A 15,072-nucleotide genomic window follows, 5' to 3' on the forward strand; every position below is an offset into this window, starting at 1 on the left:
CTCATCGCCGTGAGGCGAGCTGGTCGAGCAGCGGGCGGATGCCCGAAATGTCATAGCCTGCGCCCGCCGCCTTGGCGGTGAGCTCGGCAGGATCGCCGCCGCGGCTCGCCTCGGCGAGCGCCCAGAGGTTGCACGACCGCGTGCCCGAGCGGCAATAGGCGAGCACTGGCCCGCCCGCGGCGTCGAGCGCCTCTACCATCGCCTCGACCTGGGCGGCGGAGAAGCCGGCGTGCGTCACCGGGATCGCGGCATAGCCGAGCCCGGCCTCCTGGGCAGCGCGGCGGATATCCTCGCCCTCGGGTTGCGAAAAATCTTCGCCGTCGGGGCGGTTGTTGACGATCGCCTTGAAGCCCGCGGCGGCGAGGCCGGGGATGTCTTCGGGGGCGATCTGCGGGGCGACGCTGATGGCGTCGTCGATCTTGCGAATGGTCATGCCGTCCTGCTTACACGCCTCAGCCGGTGTTGGGGAGACGTTCGAGCGCTGCCTTGACCGCTGCCTCCGAACGCGCGTGGAGCGCCCAGAAGTTCGGGACGCCGCCGCCCGCCAGACGCGCCTGGAGCACATCGAGGTGCGAGGTCCAGCCGCCGCCGAAATTGGCCATCGGCGCGGGGCCGGTGATGCCGCTGTGGGTGAGGACGAGCCGGGTGCGCTCTCCTTCCGCGAACAGCTCGAAGCGCGCGACGCCTTCGTTGCCGCCGTCCCAGGTGAAGGCGAGCAGGTTCGGCGGATCGATCTCGACCACCCGTTCCTCGCTCGTCGCGCCTTTCCACTGCGCATAGGGCTCGGGATAGGGAACATCCTCGTCCGAGAGATTGTCGTGGTCGAACATGAGCTCGACCTTGCCGCCGACGCGGGGCTCGATCGGCCCCGCGGCGAACCAGGTCCTGCGCAGATCGGAATCGGTCAAATAGCGCCACACCGTCTCGACAGGCGCGTCGAGCAGCCGTTCGATCCGGAGCGTGTCCGCGGCCAGGCGTTCGAAATCAGCCATCGTCTCTCTCTCCATGGTTCGCGTGAGGGTTTCGAGGATCATCGTCCGGCTGGCGCGCTCATTCGAGATTGAGCTGCCATGACACGCCGAACCGATCGCTCGCCCAGGCGAACTTGCGGCTCCAGCCGTAGTTGTCGGGCGGCATCAGCACCGCGCCGCTGTCGGAGAGCGCTGCGAACAGCCGGTCGAACTCGGCTTCGTCGGCGCAGTCGATGAAGAAGGAGAAGGACGGGGTGAAATCGAAGCCGTGCTTGATGAAGCTGTCGTGCGCCATCACCTGCTGGCCGGCGATCGTCACATAGGCGCGCAGCACCGTGCCTTCGGGACCCGGGCCTTCGGGGCCGAACAGCTCGAGATTGTCGATGCGGCTGTCGGGCACGGTCTCGACGTAGAAGCGCAGCGCCTCCTCTGCCTTGGCGCCCTGGAACATCAGGAAGGGCTTCATGCTGGTCATCGGCTCTACTCCTTGCCGCGCACATCGACGACCGGCGTGAAGCCGCCGTAGATCATGCGCTTGGGGTCCATGATGTCGGTTTCGTCGGGGTGGGGCTCGGCCATCCGGGGATCGGCGGCCACCGCTTCATTGCCCTTGTCGCGCGCCTCCTTCGAGGGCCATTCGACCCAGGAGAAGACCACCGTCTCATCGGGCTTGGCCTGGACTGCGCGCTTGAGATCGGTCAGCTCGCCGTCGGGCACGTCGTCGCCCCAGTTCTCCATCACGCGCAACGCGCCGTGCGCGACGAAGACCTCGGCGACGCGCGCGGCCATGGCGCGGAAACGCTCGCGATTGGCGCTGGGCACCGCCAGCACATAGCCGTCGATATAGCTCATCTCTTCCTCTCCTTGTCCGCGCGGATCAGCGCTTCGAGCGCGTCGAGGCGGACGTTCCAGAATCGCTCCCACTGGCGCAGCCATTGCTCGGCCTGGGCGAGCGGCTCGGCGTTGAGGCTGCAGATCTGGGTGCGGCCGACCTTGCGGCGCGCGACCAGCCCAGCGCCCTCGAGCACCTTCACATGCTTGGCGGCGCCCGCGAAGCTGATCGAGAAGGGCTCGGCGAGCTCGCCCACCGACTTCTCGCCGCTCGCGAGGCTGGCGAGCATGCCGCGCCGGGTGGGGTCCGCAAGCGCGTGGAACGTGGCGTCGAGCCGATATTCAACCATATGGTTTAATATCGGCTTGCTTGAATCGATAGTCAACCGATCGGTTGAATAATTTTTGGCGGTTTTCTGAGGTTCCGGTGCTGGAGGCTGGTTGACTTGCTTGACTCGATTCGCAGCTTTGTTCGCGAAGTAAGCATCTCGCGCGCGCTCGGCTTCGGCGAGGGCGGCGGGCGTGACGGTGGCCGGGCGGGGGCGCTTCGAGTCGGGCATGGCCCGAGCAGAGCAAGCGAAATCCTATTTTGGAAGCGGGTTCGTGGGGGATCTAAGGGCATCTTCAATCCTCCCCCGCCAGGGGGAGGTGGCATGCGCAGCATGACGGAGGGGGAGGTATGCGTCCAACTATCGGCGTGCTTCCTCCCCCTCCGTCGCCTTCGGCGCCACCTCCCCCTGGCGGGGGAGGATTATAGTTGGGTCAGGCCGGTTCGGGTTTCGGCTTTGCGCGGGCGGCGCGCAGGCCGTCGAGCGCGTAGAGGGCGCAGCCGGTCCAGATCAGCGCGAAGGTGACGATGTGGACCAGCCGGACGGGTTCGCCGAAGAACAGCACGGCCTCGGCGAACTGGAACGACGGCGCGATATATTGGAGCAGCCCGAGCGTCGCGAGCGGCAGCCGGCGCGCGGCGGCGGCGAACAGGAGGAGCGGCGCGGCAGTGACCGGGCCGGCGAGGACCAGCAGCCAATCGAGCCTGGCCGACTGGCCGAACGCGCCTTCGCCGACTTGGCCGGCATGGAAGAGCAGCACGAGGCTGGCGGGCGCGAGCAGCAACGTCTCGACGGTGAGCCCGCCGAGCGCGTCGATCGCGGCGACCTTGCGCACCAGCCCATAGAGTCCGAAGCTGGCGGCGAGCGCGAGGCTGATCCACAGCGCCCCGCCGCCGCTGATCGCGAGGATCGCGACGCCGACTGCGGCGACCGCAATCGCGATACCCTGGAGCCGTCGCAGCCGCTCGCCGAGCACCGCCACGCCCAGCGCGACGTTGACCAGCGGATTGATGAAATAGCCGAGGCTCGCCTCCAGCACATGATGGTGCTGGACCGCCCAGATGTAGACGAGCCAGTTGATCGCGATCAGCGCGGCGCTGGCGACGAGATAGAGCAACGTGCGCCCGCGCGCCGCGGCAAGGATCGGGCGCGCGCGGCGGAGCAGCACGATCACGACGACCAGCAGCAGCAGCGACCAGAGCACGCGGTGCGCGAGCACCTGGAGCGCAGGCACGTCCTGAAGCAGATGGATGTAGAGCGGGAGGACGCCCCAGAGCGCGTAGCAGCCGGCGCCGAAGATGAGGCCGGCCCGATCGGGAGTGGAGCTGCTGGTCACCGACCTGCCATTGCCGTTGCGGGCGCCCAGCGCAAGCAAGCGCGGCTATCGCGGCACAAAGCTCAGCCGAGCGTGCGGGTGAGAAAGTCGCGGATCAGCAGCGTCGCGCGGTCGAGATGCGTTTCGAGCAGCCAATGGCCGGCATCGTCGAACAGATGCAGCTCGGCGTGGGGCAAGTCGCGCAGATAGGCGCGCGCGGCTTCGGCGGGCATATAGCCGTCGCGCGGGCCCCAGAGGATCAGCGCCGGGGGCCGATGCGTGCGCAGATAGGCCTGGTAGCGCGGGAACCAGTCGCGGTTCTCGCGCAGGCCGGCGATGGCTTCGAGATAAAGGGCGCGGCGCTTCTCGTCGGTGAGCGCCCAGTGGAGCTTCCAGAGGTCCGGCGGCAATCGATCGGCGACCCGGTCCGCGCCGTTGAGGAATTCCTTGCGGAAGCCCTCCTCGGTGATCGCCTCGCCCAGCTTCGCCTTCGCTTGGGGCGTCGGATCGTCCCAATAGGCCTGGAGCCCCGCGTATTCGGGACCGAGCGTGTCTTCGTAGATGTCGCCGTTCTGGATGATCAGCGCCGTGACGCGCGCGGGATCGGCGATCGCGAGGCGGAAGCCGATCTGCGAGCCGAAATCGTGGAGGTAGAGGGCGTAGCGATCGGCCCCGGCCTGCGCCGCGAAGGCTGCGAGGAAGCGGGCATAGCCGTCGAAATCATGCGCGAAGCCTTCGCCGGTGGCGCTGTGGCCGCTGCCGGGGAAATCGGGGGCGAGCAGCCGCCAGCGATCGGCGAGCAACGGCAGCAGGTTGCGGTAGGCGAACGAGGAGCAGGGATAGCCGTGCGGCAGCAGCAGGACGGGCGCGTCCGGCGGGCCGGCTTCGCGGTAGAAAATATCGACTCCGTCGACGTCGATGCGGCGGTGGTGGACCTGGGCCATCGCTCACTCCAACGCCGCGCGGCGGGCGCAGTTCAGCCGGCGGGGCGGACCGGTGCGGCGGCCCGTGCGCCGACCACGGTGGCCCAGGGCCGGACCTGCCAGTGCGTGACGAGGCCGTTCAGCACATAGGGATCGGCGCGGGCGAAGGCTTCGGCGGCGGTGGCGTCGGGAGCTTCGAACAGCAGCACGGCGCTGTCGACCGGGTCGCCCGCGGCGCCGCCGAGGAGCAGCTCGCCGCGGTCCGCAGCGGCCCAGGCAAGCGCGAGATGCGCGTCGCGGAAGGCGGGGCGGCGTTCGAGATAGTCGGGCGCCAGATCATAGGTGAGGAGGAAGTGCGGCATGGCGCGAGGCTAGGCTTTCGGCGTTGGTGCGCCAAGCCATTGCCTTGTCCGGCGGGGACTCTAGGAGGCGGACGATGCGCATTCTCACCTGGCTGCTGACCACCGCCGCGGCGGTGGTTCTCCTCGCTCTCGCCGCGCGGGTGACGATCCCGATGACGCCGGTGCCGATCACGCTGCAGAGCTTCGCCGTGACGATGGCGGGCGCGCTGCTCGGCTGGCGGCATGGCGCCATTGCCGTGGCGATCTGGCTGGCGTGCGGCGCCGCCGGGCTGCCGGTGCTGGCGGGCGGCAGCGCGGGGCTGGCGAAATTCTGGGGGCCGAGCGCGGGTTATCTCTATGCCTTTCCGTTCGCGGCGGCGGCGACCGGTGCGCTGATGACGGGCTGGGCGCGCAGCTGGCCGCTGGCGATCGCGGCGATGGCGATCGGCAATGCGGTGTGCCTGGGGGGCGGCGCGGGGTGGATGGCGTGGCATTCGGGCGTGGCGCGCGCCTGGGCCAGCGGCGTGCAGCCGTTCCTGATCGGCGCGGCGATCAAGACCGTGCTGGGCGGGCTGGCGATGCGCTGGCTGGCGGCGAACGGATTTCGGACGCCGCGGTAACTACTCTCCCTTCCCTGCAAGGGAGGGGCTGGAGGCCGAGCCATCCCCGTTCGCCCTGAGCTTGTCGAAGGGCAACCATCCACGAGTGAAGGCGATTGGGAAGCGCCCTTCGACAGGCTCGGGGCGAACGGGAGTTTCCGTCTTGGTGAGATAGGCCCTGGGCGAGCTTACCCCACCCGCAGCCAGAGCGCCGTCGCGTCGTCGGAGGTCTTGAAGCGCACGTAGCGCGTGCAGGCGGCGTCCTCGGCTTCGATCGCGCGGAGGCGCGTGGCGAGGCCGGCGAGGCCCTCGCCGGGGAGCGCGGCCATCAGCGCCTCTGCATCGAAAGCATCGTAGCTGTCGATCAGCGCGGCGAAGCCGTCGGTCATCAGCAGCAGCTCGTCGCCGGGGGCGCAGGGGATGCGCTGATATTCGGCGCCCTCGGTCGAGCCTTCGACGCCGAGCACGACCAGGCCGGGGCGCTCGCGCGAGGCGCGGAGGGTGTCGATGACCGGATCGTCGCGACCCTTGATGCTGCCGAGGCCGTGCTGGGCGAGGCTCTTCGCCAGCTCGGTCTCGCGATCGCGCTCGACCGGCGGGCGGCCGAGGCGGACCACTTCGCCGGTGGTGCGGCGGAGCAGCCCGGCGCAGTCGCCGAGCCAGCCGCATTCGAGCGCGTCGTCCGCCAGGCAAGCGATCAGGATCGCGGCGATCGGCAGCTCCCAGCGGCCGATCGGGTCGCGCGTGCGCGCCGCTTCGAAGCGCTCGGCCATGCGGACGGCGAGCGCGGGAAGGAGCGAGTCGGCGGGTGCGTCGGCGGCGTGGGTGAGCGCAGCGTCGGCCTCGTCGGCGAGCCAGGCGGCGCCGCCGCGCGGGCCGACCAGCCCGGGCGGGTTGAGGTCGGTGGCGCCGTCGATCACCCAGGCGAGCCGGTCGCGGCTGCCTGCGCGGTCGTCGTTGGGGATTGCGGGGTTGCCGGCGAGGCTGAGCGACTGGACCAGATCGAAATGCATGGCGCCCGTCTAGACCGGTTTCGTGACAGTCCGCACCATGTATCGTGCCTGCGGGCCGTAGCTGGCGAGCTTGGCGCGTAGCGCCGGGCTGTCGCGCGCTACGAAGCCCTGCGCCTGCCAGAAGGCGGCGGATGCGTTGACCGAGACGAGCGCGATCGGCGCGTCGACGCTGGTGAACAGCAGCGCCAGCCCGGCCCGGGCGTGGCCGCCGCCGCGGGCTTCGGGGAGCAGCGCGAGATCGTGGAGATACCAGGCGTCGCGGCGCTCGGGCAGGCCGCCGAGCAGCGTGTCGAGCGGCGGGATCGCCTCGATCGGCCAGGGATAGGCGATGAGATAGCCGGCGACGTGTTCGGTGTCCGCCAGCACGAAGCAGGTGTCGGGCGCGAGCGCGAGCCGTTCGGCGAAGCAGGCGCGGCGCTCGGGGTGATCGGGGAAGGCTACGCGCGCGACCGCGACGACTCCGTCGAGGTCGGCCGCGCGCATCGCCCGCCAGCGCATCAGTCGGCGAACAGCAGCACGGGGGTTTCGAGCAGCTTCTTGAGCGCCTGGACGTAGCTCGCCGCGTCCCAGCCGTCGACGACGCGGTGGTCGCAGCTGATCGAGAGGTTCATGCATTTGGCGCGGACGATGTCGTCGCCTTGGAAGATCGGGCGCTCGACGATCTTGTTGGGGCCGATGATCGCGACTTCGGGCCGGTTGATGACCGGGGTGGTGGCGATGCCGCCGAGCGGACCGAGCGACGTGACGGTGAGGGTCGAGCCGCTCAGTTCCTCGGACTTCGCCTTGCCGGTGCGCGCGGCTTCGGCGAGGCGCGTGATCTCGGCGGCGAGCTGCCAGACGTTCTTGTCCTGCGCGTCGCGGATCACCGGGACCATCAGCCCGGCGTCGGTCTGCGTCGCCATGCCGAGATGGACGCGGCCGTGGCGGGTGACCACCCCGGCCTCGTCGTCGTAGCGGGCGTTGATCATCGGGAAATCGGGGATCGTGCGGCAGATCGCGACGATCAGGAAGGGGAGCATCGTCAGCTTGGGGCGGTTGCCGCGATTGGCGTTCAAGTCGCCACGCATCGCTTCGAGCGCAGTGACGTCGATCTCCTCTACGTAGGTGAAGTGCGGGATCGCGCGCTTCGAGGCGGCCATGTTCTCGGCGATGCGGCGGCGCATGCCGATGACCTTGACGGGCTCGTCGTCGCGGGCGCGGGATGCGTGCGGGGGCTGGTAGCCCTGCGCGCTGCCGTAGCGGAGGTATGCGTCGAGATCGGCGTGGCGGATGTGGTGGCCGTCGGACTTTACGCTGGCCAAGTCGATGCCGAGATCCTTCGCGCGGCCGCGGACTGCGGGGGAGGCGAGGATGTGCCTATTCTCCCTCTCCCCATCGGGGAGAGGGCTGGGGAGAGGGGCCTGAGCCGGGAGCGCAGGCTGTTCCTCACTGCCCCTCTCCCAGCCCTCTCCCCGGAGGGGAGAGGGCTTTTGCTCTGCCACTTCCTCGATGCCTGGATTCTCCGCTTCGACCTGCTCCTCGACGGGAGTTTCTGCCGCCTCCCCCTCGACTTCGATCACCATCAGCGCCGAGCCGATCGCGACCTGCTCGCCCACTTCGCCGGCGAGCTCGATCACGGTGCCCGAGACCGGGGATTCCATTTCGACGGTGGCTTTGTCGGTCATCATGTCGGCGACCTGCTGGTCCTCCGACACGCGGTCGCCGACCTTGACGTGCCAGGCGACGATCTCGGCCTCGGCGATGCCTTCGCCGATGTCGGGGAGGCGGAAAGTGAAGCGGGCCATTCGGATCAGTCCTTGAGGAGTTTCTTGAGCGCCTCGCCGATGCGGACCGGGCCGGGGAAATAGGCCCATTCGAGGCTGTGGGGATAAGGCGTGTCGAAGCCGGTGACGCGCTCGATCGGGGCTTCGAGATGGTAGAAGCAGCGCTCTTGGACGAGCGCCGAAAGCTCGGCGCCGAAGCCCGAGGTGCGGGTCGCCTCGTGGACGATCATGCAGCGGCCGGTCTTCTTCACCGATTCCTCGATCGTCCTGATGTCGAGCGGCACGAGCGTGCGCAGGTCGATGATCTCGGCATCCACGCCCATTTCCTCCACCGTGGTCGCGACGACATGTACCATCGTGCCGTAGCAGAGGATCGTCACGGCCTCGCCGGGACGGACCACCGCAGCCTTGCCGAGCTCGACGCGGTAATAATCCTCGGGCACCTCGCCGCCGGGATGGCCCGCCCAGGTCTTGGCCGGTCGGTCATAATGGCCGTGGAAGGGGCCGTTGTAGATGCGCTTGGGCTCGAGGAAGAGGACGGGGTCGTTGTCCTCGATCGCGGCGATCAGCAGGCCTTTGGCGTCATAGGGTGTCGAGGGAATCACCGTCTTGATGCCCGAGACATGGGTGAAGATGCCCTCGGGCGACTGCGAGTGCGTCTGCCCGCCGAAGATGCCGCCGCCATAGGGCGAGCGGACGGTGATCGGCGCGATGAAGTCCGCCGCCGAGCGATAGCGCAGTCGCGCGGCCTCGGACACGAGCTGGTCGAGCGCGGGGTAGATATAGTCGGCGAACTGGATCTCGGGGACGGGGCGCAGGCCATAGGCCCCCATGCCGATCGCGACGCCGACGATGCCGATCTCGGTGATCGGCGTGTCGAAGGCGCGGGTCTTGCCATACTTCGCCTGGAGCCCCGCGGTGGCGCGGAACACGCCGCCGAAATAGCCGACGTCCTCGCCCATCACGACGACGTTCGGGTCGCGCGCCATCATCACGTCCATGGCGGAGTTGATCGCCTGGATCATGTTCATGCGGGTGGTGGCACCCTGTTCTTCGACGCTCTCGCTCACAGGCCCGCCGCCTTGCGCTCGTCGAGCATCTGCTGCTGCTGTTCCTTGAGGTGCCAGGGGATTTCCTCGAACACGCCCTCGAACATCGATTCGAAGGGCTGGTGCATGCCGTGGCCGAGGATACCGTTCTTCTCGGCTTCCTTCTGCGCGCGCTTCACTTCCTCGGCGAGCTCGAGGTCCATCGCGGCGTGACGCTCCTCGTCCCATTCGCCCAAGCCAATGAGATGGTCCTTGAGGCGGCGGATCGGGTCGCCGAGCGGCCAGGCGGTCGGCTCACCGGCCGAGCGATAGGCAGTAGGATCATCGGACGTGGAGTGACCCTCGGCGCGATAAGTGAAATGCTCGATCAGCGTCGGGCCCTGGTTGGTGCGTGCGCGCTCCGCGGCCCATTGCGTCGCGGCATAGACCGCGAGCGCATCGTTGCCGTCGACGCGGAGGCCCGCGATGCCATAGCCGATCGCGCGCGCTGCGAAGGTCGTCGCCTCGGCACCCGCGAAGCCCGAGAAGGAGCTGATCGCCCATTGGTTGTTGACGACGTTGAGGATGACCGGCGCCTTGTAGACCGTCGCGAAGGTCATGGCCGAGTGGAAGTCGCCCTCGGCAGTCGAGCCCTCGCCGCACCAGGTGGCGGCGATCCGCGTGTCGCCCTTGGCCGCGCTCGCCATCGCCCAGCCGACCGCCTGGGGATATTGGGTCGCGAGATTGCCCGAGATCGAGAAGAAGCCGTGATCCTTGGCCGAATACATGATCGGGAGCTGGCGTCCCTGGAGCGGATCTCCCCTATTCGAATAGATCTGGTTCATCATCTGAACCAGCGGATAGCCGCGGGTGATCAGGATCCCCTGCTGGCGATAGGAGGGGAAGCACATATCGTCGGCAGCGAGCGCCATCGCGGCGGCGACCGAGACGGCCTCCTCGCCGGTGGACTTCATGTAGAAGCTGGTCTTGCCCTGGCGCTGAGCGCGGAACATGCGCTCGTCGAAGGCGCGGGTGAGCGCCATGCTGCGCAGCATCCGCCGCAGCGCATCGGCGTCGAGCCGGGGGTTCCAGGGGCCGACCGCCTGTCCCTGCTCGTCGAGCACGCGGACCAGCGTATAGGCGAGCTCGTGGAAGCTGGCGGCGGCATCGGCAGTGTCGGGGCGGCGCGCCGAGCCCGCGGGCGGAACCTCGACGTCGCTGAAGTCCGCCTCGTCGCCGGGGCGGAATCGGGGCTCCGGCACATGGAGCGAAAGTGGGGGCAGATTGGCGCGCGGGGCGTCCATGGTCTCTCCGGATTGCAGCCCGTGTCGCCCCGGAGAACGCACGGAATCGATTTCCGAACCTTGTTATAAAATTTCAAAGGCCGTGTCGAGTAGGTCAGTAGCGCTGACCTTTGATTTTGGAGGGCGTGGCCTTTTATCCTCCCCCTGGCGGGGGAGGATTATTCGTTCGCCGCCATCGGCTCCGCTGCGCCGCTTCCCAAGAACCGATTGTACGCCCAGCTGATCCCGATCAGCGCGATGCCGAGCGCGAGGAAGGAGAGGATGCGCAGCACGCCTTCGAGCGCGGCGGCGTCGATCAGGAAGACCTTGAAGGTGACGAGCGTGAGCAGCGCGAGGCCGTAGAGGCGCAGGTCGCGCGCGCCCGCGGTGATCCCGCGCCACAGCCAGAACAGCGCGAGCCCGAGCAGCACGGCCGAATAGCCGGTGTTCTCCAGCGTGCCGATCGGCCCGGTGAGCAGGCTGCCGTGGGTCGCCTGGCGGACCGCGGCGAGCAGCGTGACGATGGTGAGCACGGCGGCGCCCGCGCGGGTGGTGCGCGTGGGCGCGACGGTCCAGAGCCAGAAGGCGGCGAGGCCGAGATGGAACACGGCGGCGTTGAGCAGGGGGATGCCGCCGACTGCCTGCGGCTCGATCACCGGGTTGAGCACCACCAGATCGAACCAGACGAGCCGGCACAGGCCGAGCGTGAGCAGCGCGCCGGCGAGGCTCAGGAAACGGCCGCGGCGCAGCAGCAGCCATCCGGCGGCGAGGCAGGCCTGGGTCAGCAGCGCGCGTTCGACGAAGCCCAGCGCGGCGAAGCGCGGCAGCGTGCCGATCGCGAGGAGCTGCTTGGCGAGTGCGTAGAGCAGCAGGATGCCGAGCGTGATCGCAGCGGTGCCGGCGGCGCGGCGCGCGCGGCCGAGCTGGCGCGAATCGAGGAGCAGCACGAGCAGTGCCGCGACGGGGAGCACGAGCGCGGGCAGCAGGTCGCCGAGCTCCGGCAGGCGCAGATAGGGCAGGCGATCGCCGGTCGCCGAGGCGAAGACGAGCTCGAGCAGCGCGATGATCGGCAGCGCCGCGGCGAGCAGCGCGGCGAGGAAGGGCAGCACGGGGAGCTCGTAGAGCTGCGGTGCCCGAGCGGTGCGCGCCCAGGCGGCGAGGCCGAGCAGCACCAGCGTGAGCGGGAGCGCCAGCCAGCTGTCGGGGACGAGTTGCGCGAGGCCCAGCGCAGCGAGCAGCGCCGTGGCGAGCGTGGCGGTGGTGAGCGCGATCGAATTCTCGGGACTGCGGAGGAGCCAGGCGACCCGGGCGCAGGCGGCCGCGGCGAGCAGCTCGAGCAGGCCCCAGCCCAAGTCGGGGAGCAGCGAAGGCGCGCAGAGATGTGCGACGAACAGCGGGCCGGCGCTGCCGCCGAGTGCGATCAGCGCCCAGCGCGTCGCTCGGGTCGCCAGCAGATGGCCGGGGATCGCGAAGAGCAGAGTCGCGAGCACCGCGGCGACCGGCGTCGCGCTCCGCTCGGGCTGGAGCAGCGCAAGCCCCTGGAGCACGAGCAGGAAGGCCAGCGCGGCGAGGGCGGCGGGCAGGTAAAGCGAATCGCGCCACGACAGGAACAGCGCGGCGGCGGCGAGCACCAGATAGAAGCTCCAGGCGAGCGGGCCGAAATCGAGCGCGGGCGCGAGCGCCACGAGCTGGACGAAGCCGGCGACGAGCGGGGCGAGCCGGAGCCAGGGATTGCGCGCACCGGCGGCGGGGAGCGCCGCGCTGGCACCCGCGGCGAGGAGCATGGTGAAGGCGCCGACCGCGGACAGATCCTGCTCGCGGCCTGCCAGCGCGGCGATCAGGAAGTTGATCCAGGCGAAGCCCGCGACGGCGGCGGCGAGCGCGAGCCAGCCCCAGCCGCGGCGGATCGCGAGCCCGAACAGCGCGGCGATGAAGATGGCGAGATAGACGAGCAGCGGGCCGATCCCGGCAGCGTCGAAGCCGGCTACGAGCGGAGCGGCGAAACCGCCGACGAGCGCCATCACCGCAGTGGGCGGGCCGTGGCGAAGTGCGAGCGCCATGGCGATCCCGGTGACGATCACCACCAGCACGAAGGCCGTGAGCGGGCTGATCAGATGATAGAGCGCCGCCGCCATGTAGAGCGTGCCGTAGAGGCTGGCGATGCCGGCGCCCGACAGCGCCTGGGCGACGCGCGGATCGTCCGCGGTCGCGGGAAAGCGGCGCGCGGCTTCGCTCGCGGCGATCAGCGCCAGGCCGAACAGCGCGGCGAGGACGGTGCGCGTCGCGGGGCCGAGCAGCCCGCTTTCGATCGAATAGCGGACGAGGAAGAAGCCGGCGAGGACGAGCGCGGCGCCGCCGATCCAGATCGGAAGGCGGCTGCCGATCAGGGTTTCGAGGCTGAGGCCGGGCGCATCGGGCGCGGGTTCGGGAGCGGGTTCGCGCGGCGGCGCAGGTGGCGGTTCGGCGGCTGTCTGCGCCGGTTCGCGAGGCTCGGCGGCGAGGGTGCGCGCCCTTTCGACCAGAGCCGCCGCTGCCGGCCGCGGCTCGGCTGGGCGCTCGGGCGGGGCGGCCTGTCCAATCCGGGATTCGAGCCGGGCAAACTCGGACTCGACGCGACGAAGCTCCTGTTCCACAAAGGCGAGACGCCGCCATATCAGAAACAGGGCCGCGGCGCCGCCAAGTGCGAGCAGAAGGACGAATCCAGTCACTCGCTCACCCTTGGCACATCGGGTTCGCGCTGTCGCGGCGGACGTGCGGTCTGGTTGAGCCAGGCGGGGACGTTCGCTTCATGATGGAGAGGAATGTCCGATGATCGTATTTGGTTCGACCCTGTCCCCCTATGTCCGCAAAGTGATGGTTTTCGGGGCGGAAAAGGGCGTGGAGCTGGAGCTTCGGCCAGCGGGAATGGGGCATGGCGGGCCCGAGTTCGCCGCGGCGAGCCCCTTCGGCAAGATGCCGGGCTTCCAGGACGGCGACTTCCGGATCGCCGATTCGAGCGCGATCGTCACCTATCTCGAAGCCAAATATCCCGAGCCCAACCTGATCCCCGCCGAGCCGCGCGCGCGGGCGCAGACCATCTGGTTCGACGAAGTGGCGGACACGCTGATCATGGCCGCGGGCGGCGCGATCTTCGGCCAGCGCTTCGTGCGGCCGCGCGTGCTCAAGCAGGAATGCGACCATGCCGCCGCGGACGCCGCCGAGCGCGACCTGCTGCCGCCGCTGCTCGACTATCTGGAGAAGGTAATCCCGGAGAGCGGTTATCTGGTCGAGGACCGGCTGACGCTGGCCGACATCGCGGTGGCGAGCCCCTTCGCCACGCTGGGCTGCATCGGAGTCAAGGCGCCGGCCGACCGCTATCCGCGCACCGCCGCCTGGCTGGAGACGATCCTGGCGCGCCCGAGCTTCGCGGCGATCGTCGCAAGGGACCAGGCAGTGGTGGCGGCGATGGGCGGCGCAGTGCGCGCGACTCCGGCGGCTGCCTGAGAGGCGTTGCCGGGGGCGGGCGAGCCCGCCGCCCATCCTCCCCCGCAAGGGGGAGGTGTCAGGCGCAGCCTGACGGAGGGGGAGGATGCCAGAACTTGGCGCCGTGCCTCCGCCCCCTCCGTCGCCTTCGGCGCCACCTCCCCCTGGCGGGGGAGGATTGGATCAGCGGACTCCGCTGATCTCCTCGGCCGTTGCGGGTGCCGTGTGTGGGCCCTAGATGCACGGCCATGCAATTCGCCTTCGTCAAATGCCATGGCTCCGGGAACGACTTCCCGCTGATCGACGCACGCGGGCTCAGCTTGAGCGACGCCGAATGGGCGGGCGTGGCGCGTGCGCTTGCGGACCGCGAGGGACCGGTGGGGGGCGATGGCCTGCTGCTGCTGACCGAAGGCGATGCCGAGTGCGCGTTCGGGATGCGGATGTTCAATTCGGACGGATCGGAGGCCGAGACCTGCCTCAACGGGCTGCGCTGCGTCGCGCGCGCGGGGTTCGAGGCGCTTGGGATCGATGCGGCGCGCGTGAAGCTCAAGACCAGCACCGCCGAAGTCGCGCGCGAGCAGGCAGTGGCGCCGGGGGTGGTGACGATCCGCACGACCGTGGGGCCGGCTTCGATCGATGCGGCGGACGTGGGGCTGCGGACCGAAGCGGAGCAATTCATCGACGCGCGGATTCCCGAGCTGCCCAGCGAGCGGCGCTTCACGGCGATCGCGATGCCCAACCCGCATTTGATCGCCTTCGAGGAGCGGATCGACGAGGCCGCGCTGGTGGCGCTGGGCAGCTGGTGCGAATCGGCGCCGCCGCTGATCCCCGGGCGCGCCAACGTCTCCTTCGTCGAGCCGCGCGGGCCGGACGCGCTGTACGTGCGCACCTATGAGCGCGGCGTGGGGCTGACCGACAGCTGCGGGAGCGCGATGGCGGCATCGGTGCTCGCCGCGGCGCTGACCGGGCGGGTGCCGTTCGGCGCGGACGTGCGCGTGTTCAACAAGGGCGGGCTGGTGCGCGCGCGCGCGGGCGGGGACCGCGTCGTGACGATCAGCGGCAACGCGACCTTCCTCTATGACGCTGCGGTGGAAGTCGACCCGGCGACCGCGACCGCAGGCGTGCCGGTGGTCCATGCCCGGCGCGAGGACGAGGTGCGGGCGTGGGACGCCGTGGTGGCTGCGCTCGCCGAACCTGAGGCCGCCTGAAGGCGC

17 protein-coding genes are annotated in these 15,072 nt (G+C 69.7%); 3 read left to right on the forward strand and 14 right to left on the reverse strand.

Annotation, left to right across the window (positions count from 1 at the left end):
• Position 1: 1 nt before the first annotated feature.
• From ACMGDH_RS04435 to ACMGDH_RS04470, 8 genes are all read right to left on the reverse strand, one after another.
• On the reverse strand, positions 2–433 hold the full coding sequence (locus ACMGDH_RS04435; protein WP_436826699.1) for a protein tyrosine phosphatase family protein: 432 nt from the start codon (positions 431–433) through the stop codon (positions 2–4).
• A 19-nt stretch (positions 434–452) separates the two neighbouring features.
• Positions 453–992 carry an SRPBCC family protein gene (locus tag ACMGDH_RS04440; RefSeq protein ID WP_436826700.1) on the reverse strand — a complete coding sequence of 180 codons (540 nt, stop codon included), beginning with the start codon at positions 990–992 and terminating at the stop codon, positions 453–455.
• Between the two features lie 58 nt (positions 993–1,050).
• Complete coding sequence (locus ACMGDH_RS04445) at positions 1,051–1,446, reverse strand: VOC family protein (RefSeq protein WP_436826701.1); 396 nt, start codon at positions 1,444–1,446, stop codon at positions 1,051–1,053.
• Positions 1,447–1,451: 5 nt separating this feature from the next.
• The gene (locus tag ACMGDH_RS04450) at positions 1,452–1,823 is read right to left on the reverse strand and encodes a DUF1428 domain-containing protein (protein ID WP_436826702.1); all 372 of its coding nucleotides are present in this window, start codon (positions 1,821–1,823) and stop codon (positions 1,452–1,454) included.
• A complete protein-coding gene (locus tag ACMGDH_RS04455) occupies positions 1,820–2,152 on the reverse strand; it encodes an ArsR/SmtB family transcription factor (protein ID WP_436826703.1) in 333 nt (110 codons plus the stop codon). The genes ACMGDH_RS04450 and ACMGDH_RS04455 overlap by 4 nt, the downstream gene beginning before the upstream one ends.
• A gap of 412 nt (positions 2,153–2,564) precedes the next feature.
• Positions 2,565–3,467, reverse strand: a complete 903-nt coding sequence (gene rarD, locus ACMGDH_RS04460) for an EamA family transporter RarD (protein WP_436826704.1) — start codon at positions 3,465–3,467, stop codon at positions 2,565–2,567.
• A 62-nt stretch (positions 3,468–3,529) separates the two neighbouring features.
• Positions 3,530–4,390, reverse strand: a complete 861-nt coding sequence (locus tag ACMGDH_RS04465) for an alpha/beta fold hydrolase (RefSeq protein WP_436826705.1) — start codon at positions 4,388–4,390, stop codon at positions 3,530–3,532.
• Between the two features lie 32 nt (positions 4,391–4,422).
• Complete coding sequence (locus ACMGDH_RS04470; protein ID WP_436826706.1) at positions 4,423–4,731, reverse strand: YciI-like protein; 309 nt, start codon at positions 4,729–4,731, stop codon at positions 4,423–4,425.
• Positions 4,732–4,805: 74 nt separating this feature from the next.
• On the opposite strand from ACMGDH_RS04470, the gene ACMGDH_RS04475 reads away from it, so the two are divergent.
• On the forward strand, positions 4,806–5,330 hold the full coding sequence (locus tag ACMGDH_RS04475) for a biotin transporter BioY (protein ID WP_436826707.1): 525 nt from the start codon (positions 4,806–4,808) through the stop codon (positions 5,328–5,330).
• Between the two features lie 167 nt (positions 5,331–5,497).
• Here ACMGDH_RS04475 and ACMGDH_RS04480 read toward each other — a convergent pair whose 3' ends face one another.
• The 6 genes from ACMGDH_RS04480 to ACMGDH_RS04505 all read right to left on the reverse strand — a co-directional run bounded on the left by ACMGDH_RS04480 (position 5,498) and on the right by ACMGDH_RS04505 (position 13,104).
• On the reverse strand, positions 5,498–6,322 hold the full coding sequence (locus ACMGDH_RS04480) for a protein phosphatase 2C domain-containing protein (protein ID WP_436826708.1): 825 nt from the start codon (positions 6,320–6,322) through the stop codon (positions 5,498–5,500).
• 9 nt (positions 6,323–6,331) lie between these two features.
• A complete protein-coding gene (locus ACMGDH_RS04485; RefSeq protein WP_436826709.1) occupies positions 6,332–6,805 on the reverse strand; it encodes a GNAT family N-acetyltransferase in 474 nt (157 codons plus the stop codon).
• A 14-nt stretch (positions 6,806–6,819) separates the two neighbouring features.
• Positions 6,820–8,106, reverse strand: coding sequence for a dihydrolipoamide acetyltransferase family protein (locus tag ACMGDH_RS04490; RefSeq protein WP_436826710.1), 1,287 nt, complete (start codon positions 8,104–8,106; stop codon positions 6,820–6,822).
• A 5-nt stretch (positions 8,107–8,111) separates the two neighbouring features.
• Positions 8,112–9,116 carry an alpha-ketoacid dehydrogenase subunit beta gene (locus ACMGDH_RS04495; RefSeq protein WP_436827220.1) on the reverse strand — a complete coding sequence of 335 codons (1,005 nt, stop codon included), beginning with the start codon at positions 9,114–9,116 and terminating at the stop codon, positions 8,112–8,114.
• A gap of 35 nt (positions 9,117–9,151) precedes the next feature.
• Positions 9,152–10,417 (reverse strand): 3-methyl-2-oxobutanoate dehydrogenase (2-methylpropanoyl-transferring) subunit alpha, encoded by a 1,266-nt coding sequence (locus ACMGDH_RS04500; protein WP_436826711.1) that lies wholly within the window; start codon positions 10,415–10,417, stop codon positions 9,152–9,154.
• A 158-nt stretch (positions 10,418–10,575) separates the two neighbouring features.
• Positions 10,576–13,104 carry a DUF2339 domain-containing protein gene (locus tag ACMGDH_RS04505; protein WP_436826712.1) on the reverse strand — a complete coding sequence of 843 codons (2,529 nt, stop codon included), beginning with the start codon at positions 13,102–13,104 and terminating at the stop codon, positions 10,576–10,578.
• 100 nt (positions 13,105–13,204) lie between these two features.
• Here ACMGDH_RS04505 and ACMGDH_RS04510 point away from each other — a divergent pair, with 100 nt between their 5' ends.
• Positions 13,205–13,879, forward strand: coding sequence for a glutathione S-transferase family protein (locus tag ACMGDH_RS04510; protein ID WP_436826713.1), 675 nt, complete (start codon positions 13,205–13,207; stop codon positions 13,877–13,879).
• A gap of 227 nt (positions 13,880–14,106) precedes the next feature.
• Complete coding sequence (gene dapF / locus ACMGDH_RS04515; protein WP_436826714.1) at positions 14,107–15,066, forward strand: diaminopimelate epimerase; 960 nt, start codon at positions 14,107–14,109, stop codon at positions 15,064–15,066.
• Positions 15,067–15,072: the final 6 nt, after the last annotated feature.

It is taken from the genome of Sphingomonas radicis (genome assembly GCF_051400635.1).
Classification (GTDB): Bacteria; Pseudomonadota; Alphaproteobacteria; order Sphingomonadales; family Sphingomonadaceae; genus Sphingomonas.

Bases quoted from the DNA above. Each gene is read 5' to 3' on its own strand.
- ACMGDH_RS04435 (WP_436826699.1), bottom strand. From the start codon at position 433: ATGACCATTCGCAAGATCGACGACGCCATCAGCGTCGCCCCGCAGATC.
- ACMGDH_RS04440 (WP_436826700.1), bottom strand. From the start codon at position 992: ATGGCTGATTTCGAACGCCTGGCCGCGGACACGCTCCGGATCGAACGG.
- ACMGDH_RS04445 (WP_436826701.1), bottom strand. From the start codon at position 1,446: ATGACCAGCATGAAGCCCTTCCTGATGTTCCAGGGCGCCAAGGCAGAG.
- ACMGDH_RS04450 (WP_436826702.1), bottom strand. From the start codon at position 1,823: ATGAGCTATATCGACGGCTATGTGCTGGCGGTGCCCAGCGCCAATCGC.
- ACMGDH_RS04455 (WP_436826703.1), bottom strand. From the start codon at position 2,152: ATGGTTGAATATCGGCTCGACGCCACGTTCCACGCGCTTGCGGACCCC.
- ACMGDH_RS04465 (WP_436826705.1), bottom strand. From the start codon at position 4,390: ATGGCCCAGGTCCACCACCGCCGCATCGACGTCGACGGAGTCGATATT.
- ACMGDH_RS04470 (WP_436826706.1), bottom strand. From the start codon at position 4,731: ATGCCGCACTTCCTCCTCACCTATGATCTGGCGCCCGACTATCTCGAA.
- ACMGDH_RS04475 (WP_436826707.1), top strand. From the start codon at position 4,806: ATGCGCATTCTCACCTGGCTGCTGACCACCGCCGCGGCGGTGGTTCTC.
- ACMGDH_RS04480 (WP_436826708.1), bottom strand. From the start codon at position 6,322: ATGCATTTCGATCTGGTCCAGTCGCTCAGCCTCGCCGGCAACCCCGCA.
- ACMGDH_RS04485 (WP_436826709.1), bottom strand. From the start codon at position 6,805: ATGCGCGCGGCCGACCTCGACGGAGTCGTCGCGGTCGCGCGCGTAGCC.
- ACMGDH_RS04490 (WP_436826710.1), bottom strand. From the start codon at position 8,106: ATGGCCCGCTTCACTTTCCGCCTCCCCGACATCGGCGAAGGCATCGCC.
- ACMGDH_RS04495 (WP_436827220.1), bottom strand. From the start codon at position 9,116: ATGAACATGATCCAGGCGATCAACTCCGCCATGGACGTGATGATGGCG.
- ACMGDH_RS04500 (WP_436826711.1), bottom strand. From the start codon at position 10,417: ATGGACGCCCCGCGCGCCAATCTGCCCCCACTTTCGCTCCATGTGCCG.
- ACMGDH_RS04510 (WP_436826713.1), top strand. From the start codon at position 13,205: ATGATCGTATTTGGTTCGACCCTGTCCCCCTATGTCCGCAAAGTGATG.
- dapF (WP_436826714.1), top strand. From the start codon at position 14,107: ATGCAATTCGCCTTCGTCAAATGCCATGGCTCCGGGAACGACTTCCCG.